The 15,947-nt window shown below is 66.5% G+C and carries 15 protein-coding genes; all 15 read right to left on the bottom strand.

What is annotated here, in order from left to right; all coding sequences use genetic code 11:
• Nucleotides 1-423: a BLUF domain-containing protein gene (locus ASD05_RS15665; RefSeq protein WP_056593965.1), complete on the bottom strand. Its 423-nt coding sequence runs from the start codon at nt 421-423 to the stop codon at nt 1-3.
• A gap of 3 nt (nt 424-426) precedes the next feature.
• Nucleotides 427-1,158, bottom strand: a complete 732-nt coding sequence (folE, locus tag ASD05_RS15670; protein ID WP_007837141.1) for a GTP cyclohydrolase I — start codon at nt 1,156-1,158, stop codon at nt 427-429.
• Nucleotides 1,159-1,231: 73 nt separating this feature from the next.
• Nucleotides 1,232-1,999, bottom strand: a complete 768-nt coding sequence (locus tag ASD05_RS15675) for an endonuclease/exonuclease/phosphatase family protein (protein WP_056593968.1) — start codon at nt 1,997-1,999, stop codon at nt 1,232-1,234.
• Nucleotides 1,996-2,472, bottom strand: coding sequence for a dihydroneopterin triphosphate diphosphatase (nudB, locus tag ASD05_RS15680; RefSeq protein WP_056593970.1), 477 nt, complete (start codon nt 2,470-2,472; stop codon nt 1,996-1,998). The genes ASD05_RS15675 and nudB overlap by 4 nt, the downstream gene beginning before the upstream one ends.
• Before the next feature lie 7 nt (nt 2,473-2,479).
• On the bottom strand, nt 2,480-4,285 hold the full coding sequence (gene aspS, locus ASD05_RS15685; RefSeq protein ID WP_007837135.1) for an aspartate--tRNA ligase: 1,806 nt from the start codon (nt 4,283-4,285) through the stop codon (nt 2,480-2,482).
• Nucleotides 4,286-4,322: 37 nt separating this feature from the next.
• Entirely contained in the window at nt 4,323-4,955 is a 633-nt protein-coding gene (locus ASD05_RS15690) for a DUF502 domain-containing protein (RefSeq protein ID WP_007837133.1), read from the bottom strand.
• Nucleotides 4,956-4,970: 15 nt separating this feature from the next.
• The gene (locus ASD05_RS15695; RefSeq protein WP_007837132.1) at nt 4,971-5,306 is read right to left on the bottom strand and encodes an FmdB family zinc ribbon protein; all 336 of its coding nucleotides are present in this window, start codon (nt 5,304-5,306) and stop codon (nt 4,971-4,973) included.
• A gap of 70 nt (nt 5,307-5,376) precedes the next feature.
• Nucleotides 5,377-6,825 carry a sodium:solute symporter family protein gene (locus ASD05_RS15700; RefSeq protein WP_056593972.1) on the bottom strand — a complete coding sequence of 483 codons (1,449 nt, stop codon included), beginning with the start codon at nt 6,823-6,825 and terminating at the stop codon, nt 5,377-5,379.
• A 13-nt stretch (nt 6,826-6,838) separates the two neighbouring features.
• Nucleotides 6,839-8,404 carry a ubiquinone biosynthesis regulatory protein kinase UbiB gene (ubiB, locus tag ASD05_RS15705; RefSeq protein ID WP_056593976.1) on the bottom strand — a complete coding sequence of 522 codons (1,566 nt, stop codon included), beginning with the start codon at nt 8,402-8,404 and terminating at the stop codon, nt 6,839-6,841.
• Nucleotides 8,401-8,958, bottom strand: coding sequence for an SCP2 domain-containing protein (locus ASD05_RS15710; RefSeq protein WP_056593980.1), 558 nt, complete (start codon nt 8,956-8,958; stop codon nt 8,401-8,403). The genes ubiB and ASD05_RS15710 overlap by 4 nt, the downstream gene beginning before the upstream one ends.
• Nucleotides 8,959-9,118: 160 nt before the next feature.
• Nucleotides 9,119-10,147, bottom strand: a complete 1,029-nt coding sequence (locus ASD05_RS15715; protein WP_056593982.1) for a Tim44 domain-containing protein — start codon at nt 10,145-10,147, stop codon at nt 9,119-9,121.
• A gap of 31 nt (nt 10,148-10,178) precedes the next feature.
• Nucleotides 10,179-10,910 (bottom strand): bifunctional demethylmenaquinone methyltransferase/2-methoxy-6-polyprenyl-1,4-benzoquinol methylase UbiE, encoded by a 732-nt coding sequence (gene ubiE / locus ASD05_RS15720; protein WP_056593984.1) that lies wholly within the window; start codon nt 10,908-10,910, stop codon nt 10,179-10,181.
• 134 nt (nt 10,911-11,044) lie between these two features.
• Nucleotides 11,045-11,458, bottom strand: a complete 414-nt coding sequence (locus ASD05_RS15725) for a gamma-butyrobetaine hydroxylase-like domain-containing protein (protein ID WP_056593986.1) — start codon at nt 11,456-11,458, stop codon at nt 11,045-11,047.
• A complete protein-coding gene (locus tag ASD05_RS15730; RefSeq protein WP_056593988.1) occupies nt 11,458-11,895 on the bottom strand; it encodes an HIT family protein in 438 nt (145 codons plus the stop codon). The genes ASD05_RS15725 and ASD05_RS15730 overlap by 1 nt, the downstream gene beginning before the upstream one ends.
• Nucleotides 11,892-15,770, bottom strand: coding sequence for a DUF3683 domain-containing protein (locus tag ASD05_RS15735; protein WP_056594512.1), 3,879 nt, complete (start codon nt 15,768-15,770; stop codon nt 11,892-11,894). The genes ASD05_RS15730 and ASD05_RS15735 overlap by 4 nt, the downstream gene beginning before the upstream one ends.
• Nucleotides 15,771-15,947: the final 177 nt, after the last annotated feature.

Consider the following 15,947-nt stretch of genomic DNA (forward strand, 5'->3'; position numbering starts at 1 on the left):
TCAGTGGCGGCCGACGATGGCGGCTGTGGCCATCAGTTCCTCTAGCAGCGCCAGCGAAACCTTGCCCGAGACCGCATACGGGTTGAGCTCGGGTTTCTCGGAATACTTCAGCAGCGTCGAGGCATTGAGCTTCGACAGGTTGACCTGCCCCATCGTCCAGCCGCCGAAGCGGCGTTCGGAAATTTCTTCGTAGTGCAGCAGCACCACGTCCTTGTGGCGCCCGTCGCGCTGGATGTGGCCGTAGAGCTCGCTGATCGCCGTGCGGCCGCCTTCGATGGCCTGCAGGAAGGTGCCCGCGCCGTAGCAGAGGATGCCGGTGATGCCGCATGTCGTGTTGTGCGAGCGCGATTGCGCAAGGATCGCCTCGATGGCCTCGGGGCTGGTGTCGACGGCGCGGCTGGCGTAGAGAAGTCGGACCAGCATGGCTCAGCCCTTTCTTGGCAGGAGAGAGAGGAATTCGCGGCGCAGGCTCGGATCTTTCAGGAACACGCCGCGCATCACGGAATTGATCATCTTGCTGTCCATTTCCTTCACGCCGCGCCAGGCCATGCAGAAATGCTCGGCTTCCATGACCAGCGCGAGGCCGTCGGGCTGCGTCTTTTCCTGGATCAGGTCGGCCAGCTGCACCACGGCTTCTTCCTGGATCTGCGGACGGCCCATGACCCACTCGGCCAGGCGCGCGTACTTCGACAGGCCGATCACGTTGGTGTGCTCGTTGGGCATCACGCCGATCCACAGCTTGCCGATGATCGGGCAGAAGTGGTGCGAGCAGGCGCTGCGCACGGTGATCGGGCCGACGATCATCAGCTCGTTCAGGTGCTCGGCGTTGGGAAACTCGGTGAGCGAGGGTGGCGCCACGTAGCGGCCCTTGAACACCTCGTTGAGGTACATCTTGGCGACGCGGCGCGCGGTGTTGTCGGTGTTGTGGTCGTTCTCGACGTCGATGACCAGGCTTTCGAGCACGCCCTTCATCTTGACCTCGACCTCGTCGAGCAAGGTCTCCAGCTCGCCGGGCTCGATGAACTCGGCGATGTTGTCGTTGGCGTTGAAGCGCTTGCGCGCTGCGGTGATGCGCTCGCGGATCTTCACGGAGACGGGCGTGCCCTCGTCATCGTCGTTTCGATCGGGGCGCGGGTCGACGTCGGTTTTCCTCAGCATGGCGGGGATCGTACCAGTGAATGGCTCCGGACATTCGGGCCCGCAACGCCCGTCCCTTCTTGGAGCAATGCTATCAATTGAGGAGCGAGAAATCAGCCACCAGCGGCAAGTGGTCGGACATGCGGGCCCAGATCGGCCCACGCGGCACCGTGCAGGCCTGCGGCTCCAACCTGCGCCCGTAGACGAAGTCGAGCTGCGCCACCGGCAGGCGCGAGGGGTAAGTGAGCGTGCGCGCACCGCGCAGATCGCTGGTGTCGCGCAGTCCCATGGCGTTCATGGCGTAGCGCATGCGGGCACCCCAGTCGTTGAAGTCTCCCGCGACCACCACGGCCTCCTCGGGCGGCACCTCTCGGTCGATGAACTCGCGCAGGCGCGCGACCTGCCGCACCCGGCTGCCCCTGATGAGCCCCAGGTGCACCACGATGGCGTGCACCCTGCGGCCCTCGACGTCGATCACCACGTGCAGCAGCCCGCGTTGCTCGAAGCGGTGGTCGGAGATGTCCTGGTGGCTGGTGCGCAGCACCGGCCAGCGCGTGAGCAGCGCATTGCCGTGCTCGCCGTGGCGCGTGACGGCATTGGTCTCGTAGACCGCGGTGTAGCCCTCTGGCGCGAGGAAGTCGGCCTGCGGCAGTTCGGGCCAGTGCGCGAAGCGCGTGGCGGCCTGCCGGTTCATCTTGCGCACCTCCTGCAGGCAGACGATGTCGGCGTCGAGCTGCTCGATCGCATGGCCCAGGTTGTGGATTTCGAGCCGTCGCGCGGGCCCGATGCCCTGCACACCCTTGTGGATGTTGTAGGTCGCGACCCGGAGGTTCTGCGCTGATGTGGCTGCCGGCTGGTTCATCGCGCAAATTCTGGCAGCAACAGGATGGCTTCGGCGTTCGACGGGGAAAAGCAGGCGTCCGCCGCTTCGCGGTACGGCAGCCACTTCCAGTCGGTGTGTTCGCGCGGATCGAGCGTGGGCGTCAGGCGATCGGGTACGCAGAGGCCGAACAGGTGCTCGGTGTTGTGCGTCACGCCGGGCGCATAGCGGGCGCGCCACCGTGGATAAATTTCGTAGACATTGCGCAGCTGCCAGTCGGCCAGCTGCGGGGCGAGCGCAGTGCCCTCGCCGCACCGGATGCCGGTTTCCTCGGCCACCTCTCGCGCCGCGGTGAGCGCGAGGGGCTCGTCGGCGGCGTCCTTGCTACCGGTGACCGACTGCCAGAAGTCGGTCTCGGCATCCGAACGCCGGATCAGCAGCACATCGAGCGCCGGCGTGTGGATCACGACCAGCACCGACTCCGGGATCTTCCAGGGTCGGGGGCTGGTCGTCATGGCCGTATCAGGCTGCCTGGGGCGTGTTGCGCAGCTTGATGTGCAGCTCGCGCAACTGCTTCTCGTCGACCGGGCTCGGCGCCTGCGTCAGCAGGTCTTGCGCGCGCTGGGTTTTGGGGAAGGCGATCACGTCGCGGATCGACTCGGCGCCGGTCATGAGCATGACGAGGCGGTCCAAGCCGATGGCGATGCCGCCGTGCGGCGGCGCGCCGTACTGCAGCGCGTCGAGCAGGAAGCCGAACTTGAGCTGCGCGTCCTCGGCGCTGATCTTGAGCGCGCGGAACACCTTGCTCTGCACTTCCTCGCGATGGATACGCACCGAGCCGCCGCCCATCTCGATGCCGTTCAGCACCATGTCGTAGGCCTTGGCGATGCACTTCTCGGGCGCGGTGTCCATGAGGTCTTCATGGCCGTCCTTCGGTGCGGTGAACGGGTGGTGCACGGCGCTCCAGCGCTGGCCTTCCTCGTCGAACTCGAACATCGGGAAGTCGACCACCCACAGCGGCGCCCAGCGGTCGTCGAAGAGGCCTGCCTTCTTGCCGAAGGCGCTGTGGCCGATCTTCACGCGCAACGCGCCGATGGCGTCGTTGACGACCTTTTCCTTGTCGGCACCGAAGAACAGGATGTCGCCGTTGCGCGCACCCGTGCGGGCGATGATCTCGGCCAGCGAGCTGTCGTCGAGGTTCTTCACGATCGGGCTCTGCAGGCCTTCGCGGCCGGCGGCTGCGTCGTTGACCTTGATGTAGGCCAGGCCCTTGGCACCGTAGATCTTCACGAACTCCTGGTACGCATCGATTTCACCGCGCGAGAGGCCGCCTTCGGCACCGCCGCCTGGCACGCGCAGCGCGACCACGCGGCCGCCCTTCATAGTGGCGGCATTCGAGAACACCTTGAATTCCACGCGCTTCATCAGTTCGGTGAGTTCGGTGAACTCGAGCTTCACGCGCAGGTCGGGCTTGTCCGAGCCGTACTTGAACATCGCGTCGCCGTACGTCATGGTCGGAAACACCGGCAGGTCGATGCCCGCGGCGTTGCGGAACACGTTGCGGATCATGCCTTCGAACATCTCGCGGATTTCTTCCTCGGCGAGGAACGAGGTCTCGATGTCGATCTGCGTGAATTCGGGCTGGCGGTCGGCGCGCAGGTCTTCGTCGCGGAAGCACTTCACGATCTGGTAGTAGCGGTCGTAGCCGGCCACCATCAGCAGCTGCTTGAAGAGCTGGGGCGACTGCGGCAGCGCGAAGAAGCTGCCGTCATGTACGCGGCTGGGCACGAGGTAGTCGCGCGCGCCTTCGGGCGTGGACTTGCCGAGCATCGGCGTCTCGATGTCGATGAAGCCGTTGGCATCGAGGAACTTGCGCGTTTCCATCGTCACCTTGTAGCGCAGCATCATGTTGCGCTGCATGGCCGGGCGGCGCAGGTCGAGCACGCGGTGCGTGAGGCGGGTGGTTTCCGACAGGTTGTCGTCGTCCAGCAGGAACGGGGGTGTAACCGAGGGGTTCAGCACCTTGAGTTCATGGCACAGCACTTCGATCTTGCCGCTCTTGAGCTGGTCGTTGGTCGTGCCTTCGGGACGTGCGCGCACGAGGCCGGTGATCTGCACGCAGAACTCGTTGCGCAGGTTCTCGGCGACGGCGAAGGTCGAGGCGCGGTCGGGGTCGCACACCACCTGCACGTAGCCTTCGCGGTCTCGCACGTCGATGAAGATCACGCCGCCGTGGTCGCGGCGGCGGTTGACCCAGCCGCACAGGGTGACGGTCTGGCCCAGCAGGGCTTCGGTCACGAGACCGCAATAGTGAGTACGCATGGCCATAGGAATCTGTTCCGGCGCCTTGTGGGCGCGTTCGTTTTTATGAGTTGGAAGACTTCACCGCCACCGTGGCGGGGCCGCCTGGAACGACCACCCCCATCGAGACGATGTACTTGAGCGCTTCGTCCACGCTCATCTTCAGTTCGATGCAGTCGCTGCGCTTGAGCATCACGAAGTAGCCGCCCGTCGGGTTGGGCGTGGTCGGCACGTAGACGCTGAGGAATTCCCCCTCGCCGAGGTGTTCAGCGACTTCGTTGCCGGGCGCGCCGGTCACGAAGGCGATGGTCCACACACCTTCGCGCGGCCACTGCACCAGCACCGCCGTGCGGAAGGCATTGCCGTTCTCGGAGAACAGCGTGTCCGACACCTGCTTGACGCTGGAGTAGATCGAGCGCACCACCGGAATGCGGCGCACCACCGCGTCGCCCCAGCCGAGCAGGCGCTTGCCGACGAAGTTGCTGGCCGTGGCGCCCACCACCAGCAGGATGGCCAGCGTGAGCAGCACGCCCAGGCCGCGCACCTTGTGGTCGCTGAGCCAGGTCTGCCATTGCGCGGGCAGCAGCCACAGCGTCTGGTCGAGCGTGCCGATGATCCAGTTCAGCACGCCGAGCGTGATGACCAGCGGCACGATGACCAGCAGGCCGGACAGCAACCATTTGCGCAGGGCGAGCATGGCGGTCGGGATCGATCAGTCGCCGCTGGCCGCGGCCGGCGCGGGGGCCGGTGCGGCGGGCGCCGGAGCGGGGCTCGGCGCAGCGACGGTTGTGGAAGAGGAAGACTCGGCGGACTTGCCGCCGTCGCTGGACGCGGGTGCCGTGGACGGTTCGGACTTCTTGCCGCCGCCCTCACGGAAATCGGTCACGTACCAGCCCGAGCCCTTGAGCTGGAAGCCGGCGGCCGTGACCTGTTTTTCGAACGCACTCGCGCCGCACGCCGGACACACCGTGAGGGGCGCGTCGGACATCTTCTGCAAAGCGTCTTTGGCAAAGCCGCAGGCACTGCACTTGTAGGCGTAGATGGGCATGGGAAATGAGGTCAAAAAAGCGGCGCAGCTGCCGCTCGCAAAGCCCTCGATTATAGGGCTGCCCCCTGCTTCAGGCCGGTTCCGTCGTCAAAGGCCGGTGCGGCGTGTGAGTGTTCGCCAACCATTGCGGCAGCAGCGATCCGGCCACCATGCCCGCGAACGAGCACAGCACGCCTGCCAGCTGGGCCGGAAACGCACCGCCCCAGGGCATCCACAGGAACAGCAGCCATATGCCGATGCCCAGGACGATCGAGGCGATGGCGCCCTGGGTGGTGGCGCGGCGCCAGTACAGGCCGCACACCAGCGGCACGAAGGCGCCGACCAGCGGCACCTGGTAGGCGCCCGACACCAGTTCGTAGATCGGCGTGCCCTGCATGCGGATGGCGTAGGCAAGCACCGCGGCGCTGAACAGCAGGACCGTGATGCGCATCGTCATGAGGTTCTGGCGGTCGGTGCCGGCGGGGCGGAACTGGCGCCAGATGTTCTCGGTGAAGGTGACGCTGGGCGCCAGCAGCGTGGCCGAGGCGGTCGACTTGATGGCCGACAGCAGCGCACCGAAGAACAGCACCTGCATCACGAACGGCATCTTCTGCAGCACCAGCGTGGGCAGCACCTTCTGCGGATCTTCCTTCAGCAGGGTGGCGGTCTGCTCCGGCATGATCAGCAGCGCGCTGGCCACCAGGAACATCGGCACGAAGGCGAACAGGATGTACGCCAGGCCGCCGATCACCGGCCCGCGCTGCGCCGCCTTGGCACTGTTGGCGGACATCACGCGCTGGAAAACGTCCTGCTGCGGGATGGAGCCCAGCATCATGGTGATGGCGGCCGCGAGGAAGAACACCATGTCGTGCCAGTTGGGTTCGGGCCAGAACTTGAAGAGGTCCTTGCTGACCGCGAAGGCCACCACCTTGTCGGCGCCGCCGGCCATGTTGCCCGCGAACATCGCGATCACGGCAAGGCCGGCCACCAGGATGATCATCTGGATGAAGTCGGTGACGGCCACCGACCACATGCCGCCGAACAGCGTGTACGCCAGGATCGAGATCACGCCGATCACCATGCCCATGGGAATGCTGATGACGCCGCCCGACAGCAGGTTGAACACCAGCCCCAGCGCCGTGACCTGCGCCGACACCCAGCCCAGGTAGCTCAGCATGATGATGAGCGAGCAGGCCACCTCGACGCCGCGGCCGTAGCGCTCGCGGTAGTAGTCGCTGATGGTCAGCAGCGTCATGCGGTAGAGCTTGCCCGCGAAGAACAGGCCCACCAGGATCAGGCAGGTGCCCGCGCCGAATGGGTCCTCGATCACGCCGTTGAGCCCGCCCTCGATGAACTTGGCCGGAATGCCGAGCACCGTTTCGGAGCCGAACCAGGTCGCGAAGGTGGTCGTGACGATCATGTAGAGCGGCAGGTGCCGCCCGGCGATGGCGAAGTCGGTGGTGTTCTTCACCCGCTTGGCGGCATAAAGACCGATCGCGATGGTGACCAGCAAATAGACGATGACCAGCGTCAGCAACACGGCAGAAACTCCTCTAGAACAGACGCACGCGCACCAGCAATTGCATGGCGAGCAACCCCAATACAAAACCTATGCCACCGTAGACGATGGTCTGCAGCAGCCGGTTGGTCCGCTTCTGCTCGGCCAGTAGTTCGAGCAGCTCGCGGCGGTTGTCGGCGGGGCGATTCTCCAGGAAATCGTGCAGCAGGCGCGGCAATTGGGGCAGCAGTTTGGCGTACCGCGGCGCCTCGGCCTTGAGCTGCTGGAACAGCTTCTTGGGGCCGATCTGGTCGACCATCCACTTCTCGAGAAAGGGCTTGGCCGTGGCCCAGAGGTCGAGTTCGGGGTCGATGTTGCGGCCCAGGCCCTCGATGTTCAGCAGCGTCTTCTGCAGCAGCACCAGCTGCGGCTGGATCTCGACGTGGAAGCGCCGCGAGGTCTGGAACAGGCGCATCAGCACCATGCCCAGCGAGATTTCCTTCAGCGGCCGGTCGAAGTACGGCTCGCAGACGGTGCGGATGGCCGCCTCCAGCTCGTCGATGCGGGTGCCCACCGGCACCCAGCCGCTTTCGAGGTGCAGCTCGGCCACGCGCTTGTAGTCGCGCCGGAAGAAGGCCACGAAGTTCTGCGCCAGGTATTCCTTGTCCGACTCGGTCAGCGTGCCGATGATCCCGAAATCCAGCGAGATGTAGCGCCCGAAGGTCTCGGGCGCCAGGCTCACCTGGATGTTGCCGGGGTGCATGTCGGCGTGGAAGAAGCCGTCGCGGAACACCTGCGTGAAGAAGATCGTGACGCCGTCGCGCGCCAGCTTGGGAATGTCGACGCCGGCCGCGCGCAGGCGGTCCATCTGCGCAATGGGCACGCCCTTCATGCGCTCCATCACGATGACTTCGGGATGGCAGAAGTCCCAGAACATCTCGGGGATCAGCACCAGGTCGAGCGCGGCCATGTTGCGGCGCAGCTGGGCCGCGTTGGCGGCCTCGCGCACCAGGTCGAGCTCGTCGTGCAGGTACTTGTCGAACTCGCCGACCACCTCGCGCGGCTTCAGGCGCTTGCCGTCGGCCGAGAGGTTCTCGATCCAGCCGGCCATCATGGCCATCAGCGCCAGGTCTTTCTCGATCACGCCGCGCATGTTGGGACGCAGCACCTTGACCGCCACTTCGCGCTCCTCACCCTGGTTGGTGCGGATGGTCGCGAAGTGCACCTGTGCGATCGACGCGCTGGCGATGGGTGTTTCGTCGAACTGCACGAACACGTCGCCCACCGGACGGCGGAACGCACGCTCGATGGTGGCGATGGCCACCGCCGACGGGAACGGCGGCACGCGGTCCTGCAGGAAAGCCAGTTCGTCGGCGATGTCGGGCGGCAGCAGGTCGCGCCGGGTCGACAGCACCTGGCCGAACTTCACGAAGATGGGGCCGAGCCGCTCGAGCGCCTCACGCAGGCGCTGGCCGCGCGGCGCGTCGAGGTTGCGCCCGAACGAGACCACACGCGCCACCACGCGCAGCCAGGGCTTCTGGAAGCTCGTGAGCACGAGCTCGTCGAGGCCGTAGCGCAGTGCGACCCAGACGATGAACAGGCCGCGGTAGAAGCGCCTCATTCGGCCGCGCTCGCCGAGCCGCCAGCCTTGGCCGAGCGATCGCCGACGAACTGGCGCAGCGCGCCCACGACGCGCCGCACGCCGTTGCCGAGCGTGTGTGCGGGCACGTCGCCGATCAGGCGGGCCAGGTCGTCCTCGACGTCCCAGCGCACGTGGTCGACCAGCCAGTTGACCTCGGCGGCCAGCTGCACGTCGCCGATGATCTGCACGGCCGGCTTGTCGCCGCGCAGCGTGGCGCGGGCGATCTCGAAGGGGGATTCGTCGATGACGGTGAGCGTCAGTTCGGGCACCGAGCCCTCAGGCGCCAGGTCGAGCAGGCCGGCCGGCGTGGCCACCAGCTCCATCGTCACGAAGCGCCACTGGAAACGCACTACCCGCCCCTGCTGGCGCAGCAGCCGCTGCTGAGCCTCGGGCTCCTGCTGCAGCACGTGGTTCAGGAACAGGACCGCGCGATGCTGGATCTCGTGGACCGCCCAGTCCGGGGGCTGCAGACGCTCGCCGATGCGGTTGAAAAGGTCGCCGAGAAAAGAAAATGGGGACGATGGTGTGGCCATGTCCCCATTATCCCGTCACTGTAGCGCCCTGCGACTCATGGACCGCATGCCCTTTTCCAGAAACACCGCAGAACCGGCTTTGCCGGGCTGCTGGTGTTGCCCCCGGTAGGGGGTAGGAGAAGCGACACGAAGTGCGCGAAGCCTGGGGGCGCGCCTTTATTTACTGCAGGGCCTGCACGCCGGCCACCAGCCAGCCACCGTTGCCGCTGGTCGGCTTGGTCATGTTCCAGACTTCGCGGAACGGGCCCGGGCCGGCCGAGGCGTCTTCGCGGATCATGCCGGAGAACTCCACGCTGGCCATGTAGGCGTCGGGCAATTCCTCGATGCCGAGCAGCTTGGCGTCGAGCATCACGACTTCGGTCTTGTTCGAGGCGCCGCCCGTGTGGCTGGCGCGGTCGGCCAGCTGGGTACGGATCTCGTCCACCATGCCGTCGGTCATCATCGAACGCAGCATCGACACGTCGGCGCGGTCCCAGGCGTCCTGCAGCGTCACGAAGTTGCGCTTGGCGGCGCCGAGGAAGCCGTCGACGTCGAAGCCCGCGGGGATGCCCCAGGACTGCGAACCGCCGAGCGCCGAGCCGATCATGCTGCCACCGGCCGCGGCACCCGCTGCCGAGAGACTGCTGCCGTGCGGCGCGTCGTTCGACGGGTTGGCGTCGAAGGCGGTGGCACTGCGCTCCCATGGACGTGCCGATGCGTCGTTGCCCACGTTGGCCGGGCTGTATTGCGCCGGCGCGCTGGCATTGCTCGGGCTGGCACCCGCGCCCTGGAAGGCGAAGCCGCCCTGGCGGTTGCCGGCAGGCTGCGAGCGCGACTTGATCATGCGCCACACCACCACCGCGGCAAGCACGAGCAGGCCGATCAGCAGGATGTTGCCGAAGCCGGCGCCGAGGCCGAGCGAGTGCGCGAGCCATGCGAGGCCCAGGCCGGCGGCCAGGCCGCCGAGCATGGCGCCCCACGGACGCTTCGGCGCGGCTGCCGCGGGTGCGGGTGTTGCGGGCTTCGCCGCTGCAGCGTTGGTCGCGCTCTGCGCGGGGGCGCCGGGCGCTGCCGACGGGGCGGCCTCGCGCTGCGTCACGTTGGACGACTGCCGTCCGACGGACTTGCCACCGCCCAAGCGGGCAGCCTCGGACTGGACACTGACCAGCACCAATGCAGCTGCCAAAAACAAAGAACCCAAACTCTTCATGTCGTCTCCTCTGAGCGAAAGATTCGCGTCATCAACACTTGATTCCAACATGGAGGGCGGCGATTCCCCCAGTCATGTTGTGATAGTCCACATGTCCGAAACCGCCCTCTTTCATGAGGGTCTTGAGCTCCTCTTGCGAGGGATGCATCCGGATCGATTCGGCGAGGTAGCGATAGCTCGCGTCGTCGCCGGCCACGAGCTTGCCCAGGCGTGGCAGCACGTTGAAGGAGTACCAGTCGTAGGCCTTGGCCAGCGGCTTCGCGACCTTCGAGAACTCGAGCACGAGCAGCTTGCCGCGAGGCTTGAGCACGCGGTTCATTTCCTTGAGCGCGATGTCCTTGTGCGTCATGTTGCGCAGGCCGAAGGCCACCGTCACCACGTCGAAGTGATCGTCGGGAAAGGGCAGCTTCTCGGCGTCGCAGACCATGGTGGGCAGCGACACGCCGGCGTCGAGCAGACGGTCGCGGCCGGTGCGCAGCATGGCCTCGTTGATGTCGGTGTGGACCACCTGGCCGCTGGCGCCGACCTTCTTCGCGAAGGCGAGCGCGAGGTCGCCGGTGCCGCCTGCGATGTCGAGCACGCGCGAGCCTTCGCCCACGTTCGCGACCATCACGGTGTATGCCTTCCAGGCGCGGTGCAGTCCGGCCGACATCAGGTCGTTCATGACGTCGTAGCGCGAGGCGACCGAATCGAAGACGCCGCGCACGCGGCGCGCCTTCTCGCTTTCGTCGACCGTTTCAAAGCCGAAGTGTGTGGTACTCATGCAACCGATGTTAGGCCGGAAGCCTTCACATCAAGCCGACGACCCCGCGCGTACGGCGGACATTTGTTGCTTTTTCCGCCCGTCCTTCCTGGGCGCGGGGCTATCTTTTCAAGAGCACCGCGCGGATTCGCGGCTCAGTGGCTGCCGCAGGCGTGGCCGCCCTTGTCGAGCATCGGCGCGTCGCGCTCGACGCCCGCTTCGGCCAGCCGTCGCTCGTAGGCAGCCCACAGCTCGGCCTGCTTCGCGCCCAGTTCGTAGAGCAGATCCCACGAGTAGATGCCGGTGCTGTGGCCGTCGCTGAAGGTCGGCTGCACGGCGTAGTTGCCGACCGCTTGGAGGTCGACGAGTTCGACGTCGCGCTTGCCCGTCTGCAGGATTTCCTGGCCCGGGCCGTGGCCCTGCACTTCGGCCGACGGCGAGTAGATGCGCATCAGCTCGAAGGGAATGCGGAAGGTCGCGCCATCCGAGAAGCCCACTTCGAGCACGCGCGACTGACCGTGCACGGTGATCGACTGCGGCGTCGGTGCGCCCTGTTTCAAGCCTGCCATCAGAAGCTCCTTGTACCCAGGCGTTCGATCATCGCAGCCTCGACGGCCGGCAGACGCGCAGCGACATGCGCCTCGTGCGCGGTATTCCGCGCGCGCTGCACGGGTGCCCATACCGAGCCCGGGAAATGGCTGTCATCGGCGAAACGCGCGATCACATGCCAGTGCAGGTGCGGCACCATGTTGCCGAGCGCGGCGATGTTCATCTTGGCGGGATGCAGGTGCTCGCGCAGGCACTGCTCCACCGCCACCACCGCGTCCATGCACAGCGCGCGGTCGGTGGCGTCGAGGTCCGAGAACTCCGGCGCATGCGCGCGCCAGACCACGCGATAGAAGGCCGGGAAACCCGCCTCTTCCGCGTGAATGACGCGCAGCTTCACGCCCTCGAACACGACGCGTCCGCCATGGCCTTCGCAGAGCGGGCAGCCTTGAACCGTCATACCAGCACCCGCTCGATCCCGCCCTGGTTGGCGGCGGCCACGTATTCGGGCATCCAGTCCTTGCCGAGGAGCTTGTTGGCCATCTCGACCACGATGTAGTCGGCTTCGAGCAGGCCGTTGTTCAGGTCGTTGCCGTAGCGCGAGAGGCCTTGCAGGCAGCTCGGGCAGCTGGTGAGGATCTTCACGTTGTCCTTCTCGCCGACCTTGCCGCTGTCGCGCAGCGCGGCTTCGCCCTTCTTCAGTTCCTCTTCCTTGCGGAAGCGGATCTGCGTCGAGATGTCCGGCCGTGACACGCCCAGCGTGCCCGACTCGCCGCAGCAGCGGTCGTTCTTGAGCACGTTGTCGCCGACCAGCGCCTTCACGGTCTTCATCGGGTCCTGCTGCTTCATCGGCGAATGGCAGGGGTCGTGGTACAGGTAGCCGCCACCGCCGGCATCGGCCAGCGTGATGCCCTTCTCCAGCAGGTACTCGTGGATGTCGATGATGCGGCAGCCCGGGAAGATCTTGTCGAACTGGTAGCCCTGCAGCTGGTCGTAGCAGGTGCCGCAGCTCACCACCACCGTCTTGATGTCGAGGTAGTTGAGCGTGTTGGCCACGCGGTGGAAGAGCACGCGGTTGTCCGTGATCATCTTCTCGGCCTTGTCGTACTGCCCACTGCCGCGTTGCGGATAGCCGCAGCACAGGTAGCCCGGCGGCAGCACGGTCTGCACCCCCGCGTGCCAGAGCATGGCCTGCGTGGCAAGGCCGACCTGCGAGAACAGGCGCTCCGACCCGCATCCCGGGAAGTAGAAGACCGCCTCGGTTTCCGACGTGGTCGCCTTCGGGTTGCGGATGATCGGCACGTAGTCCGCATCCTCGATGTCGAGCAGCGCGCGCGCCGTCTTCTTCGGCAGGTTGCCCGGCATCTTCTTGTTGATGAAGTGGATCACCTGTTCCTTGACCGGTGCCGGGCCGAGCGTGGCCGGCGGCGCCGCGGTCTGCTTCTTCGCGAGGCCGCGCAGCAGGTCGTTGGCCAGGCGCTGCGCCTTGAAGCCCACGCCCACCATGCCCGCGCGCACCGCCTTGATGGTCTGCGGATTGGTCGCGTTGAGGAAGAACATCGCGGCCGCGTTGCCGGGACGGAAGCTCTTCTGTCCCATCTTGCGCAGCAGGTTGCGCATGTTCATCGACACGTCGCCGAAATCGATCTTCACCGGGCACGGCGTGAGGCACTTGTGGCACACGGTGCAGTGGTCGGCCACGTCCTCGAACTCTTCCCAGTGCTTGATGCTGATGCCGCGCCGCGTCTGCTCTTCATACAGGAAGGCCTCCACCAGCAGCGAAGTCGCGAGGATCTTGTTGCGCGGGCTGTAGAGCAGGTTGGCGCGCGGCACGTGCGTGGCGCACACCGGCTTGCACTTGCCGCAGCGCAGGCAGTCCTTCACGCTGTCGGCAATGGCGCCGATGTCGCTCTGCTGCATGATCAGCGACTCGTGCCCCATGAGGCCGAAGCTCGGCGTGTAGGCGTTGGTCAGGTCGGCGTGCAGCGTCTGAGCCTGGCCTGCCGGCGCACGCAGCAGCTTGCCCTTGTTGAAGCGGCCTTCGGGGTCGACTTTGGCCTTGTATTCGGTGAACGGACGCAGCTCTTCGTCGCTCAGGAATTCGAGCTTGGTGATGCCGATGCCGTGCTCGCCCGAGATCACGCCGTCGAGGCTGCGCGCCAGCGCCATGATGCGCACCACCGCGGCATGCGCGGTCTGCAGCATGTCGTAGTTGTCGCTGTTGACGGGGATGTTGGTGTGCACATTGCCGTCGCCCGCGTGCATGTGCAGCGCAACCCACACGCGGCCCTTGAGCACCTGCTTGTGGATGGCCACGCATTCGGCAACGATGGGCGCGAACTCCACGCCGCTGAAGATTTCCTGCAGCGGCTGGCGCAGCTGGGTCTTCCAGCTGGCGCGCAGGGTGTGGTCCTGCAGCTGGGGGAACAGCGTGTCGACGTCGCGCAGCCATTCGGCCCAGAGCGCACGCACGCCCTGCACCAGCGAGACGGCCTGCGCCACGCGGTCTTCGAGCAGCTCGGCCGCCGGGATTTCATGCGCGTCGTCGGTCTTGCCCAGCGGCAGGTTGCCGCGCAGCAGGAAGGCTTCGAGTTCGTCGGTGAGCGCGAGCTTGTTCTGCAGCGAGAGCTCGATGTTGATGCGCTCGATGCCGTCGCTGTACTCGGCCATGCGCGGCAGCGGGATCACCACGTCCTCGTTGATCTTGAAGGCGTTGGTGTGCTTGCTGATGGCGGCCGTGCGCTTGCGGTCGAGCCAGAACTTCTTGCGCGCCTCGGGGCTGATGGCGATGAAGCCTTCGCCGCTGCGCGAGTTGGCGATGCGCACCACCTCGGAGGTGACGCGGGCCACGTCATCGGCGTCGTCGCCGGCGATGTCGCCGAACAGCACCATCTTCGGCAGGCCGCCGTGCTTCTTCGACTTGGTGGCGTAGCCCACGGCCTTCAGGTAGCGGTCGTCCAGGTGTTCGAGGCCGGCCAGCAGCACGCCCGAGCGCTTCTGCTCGGCGAACATGAAGTCCTTGATCTCGACGATGCTGGGCACGGCGTCCTTGGCGTTGCCGAAGAACTCCAGGCACACGGTGCGCGTGTGCGCAGGCATCTTGTGCACCACCCAGCGGCAGCTGGTGATGAGGCCGTCGCAGCCCTCCTTCTGGATGCCCGGCAGGCCCGAGAGGAACTTGTCGGTCACGTCCTTGCCGAGGCCTTCCTTGCGGAAGGTGCGGCCCGGAATGTCGAGGCGCTCGGTGCGCAGCTTCGTCTTGCCGTCGGCCGCGTAGTACTGCAGCTCGAACACGGCGCTTTCGGCGTCATGGATCTTGCCGAGGTTGTGGCCGATGCGAGTGACTTCGAGCCATTCGGCCTGCGGCGTCACCATGCGCCACGAGGCGAGGTTGTCGAGCGCGGTGCCCCAGAGCACGGCCTTTTTGCCGCCGGCGTTCATGGCGACGTTGCCACCGACGCACGAGGCCTCGGCCGAGGTCGGATCGACCGCGAACACGAAGCCAGCGCGCTCGGCCGCATCGGCCACGCGCTGGGTGACCACACCGGCTTCGGTCCAGATGGTGGGCACGGGGTCGGCCAGGCCGGGCAGCGCCATGTGCTCGACCTCGGTCATCGCCTCGAGCTTCTCGGTGTTGATGACCACGCTCTTCCAGGTCAGCGGGATGGCGCCGCCGGTGTAGCCGGTGCCGCCGCCGCGCGGGATGATGGTCAGGCCCAGCTCGATGCAGCCCTTCACCAGCAGCGCCATCTCGGCCTCGGTGTCGGGGCACAGCACCACGAACGGGTACTCCACGCGCCAGTCGGTGGCGTCGGTCACGTGCGAGACGCGCGACAGGCCGTCGAACTTGATGTTGTCCTTGGCCGTGAGCCGGCGCAGCGCACGCGTGGCCTTGCGGCGCAGGGCGGCGACGTCGCGGAACTTGGTGTCGAAGGCCGCCACCGCCTCGCCCACGAGGCCGGTGAGTTCACCCACGAGCTGGTCGCGCGGCAGGTCGCTGTCGGGGGTGCGGCGCTTCTGCACCTCGGCCAGGCGGTGCCGCAGGGCGTCGACCAGCTGGCCACGGCGGCGCGGGTTGTCGAGCAGGTCGTCGACGAGGTAGGGGTTGCGCTGGACGACCCAGATGTCGCCGAGCACTTCGTAGAGCATGCGCGCCGATCGGCCGGTGCGGCGCTCGGCGCGCAGGGTCTGGAGCAGTTCCCAGCCGCGCTCGCCCAGCAGGCGAATCACGATCTCTCGGTCGGAGAAGCTGGTGTAGTTGTACGGGATCTCGCGCAGTCGTACGGGCTCTGCGGCCTGTGACAACAGCGTATTCAACGCGGTCGGAGCATTCATCGGGTGGGGCGCCTCGGCCGGGCGCTGCGCGCCCATAGCCGGGCTGGGGATTTTAGGTCAGGGGACGGGTCCCTGCCTCGGTACCGGTATTGTTCCCTCCCCCGCTGGGGGAGGGTTGGGGTGGGGGCACGACGGCGCTCGCAAATGCATGGCATCCAGTTGGGAGATGCCCCCATC

This window comes from Variovorax sp. Root434 (assembly GCF_001426595.1).
Classification (GTDB): Bacteria; Pseudomonadota; Gammaproteobacteria; order Burkholderiales; family Burkholderiaceae_C; genus Variovorax.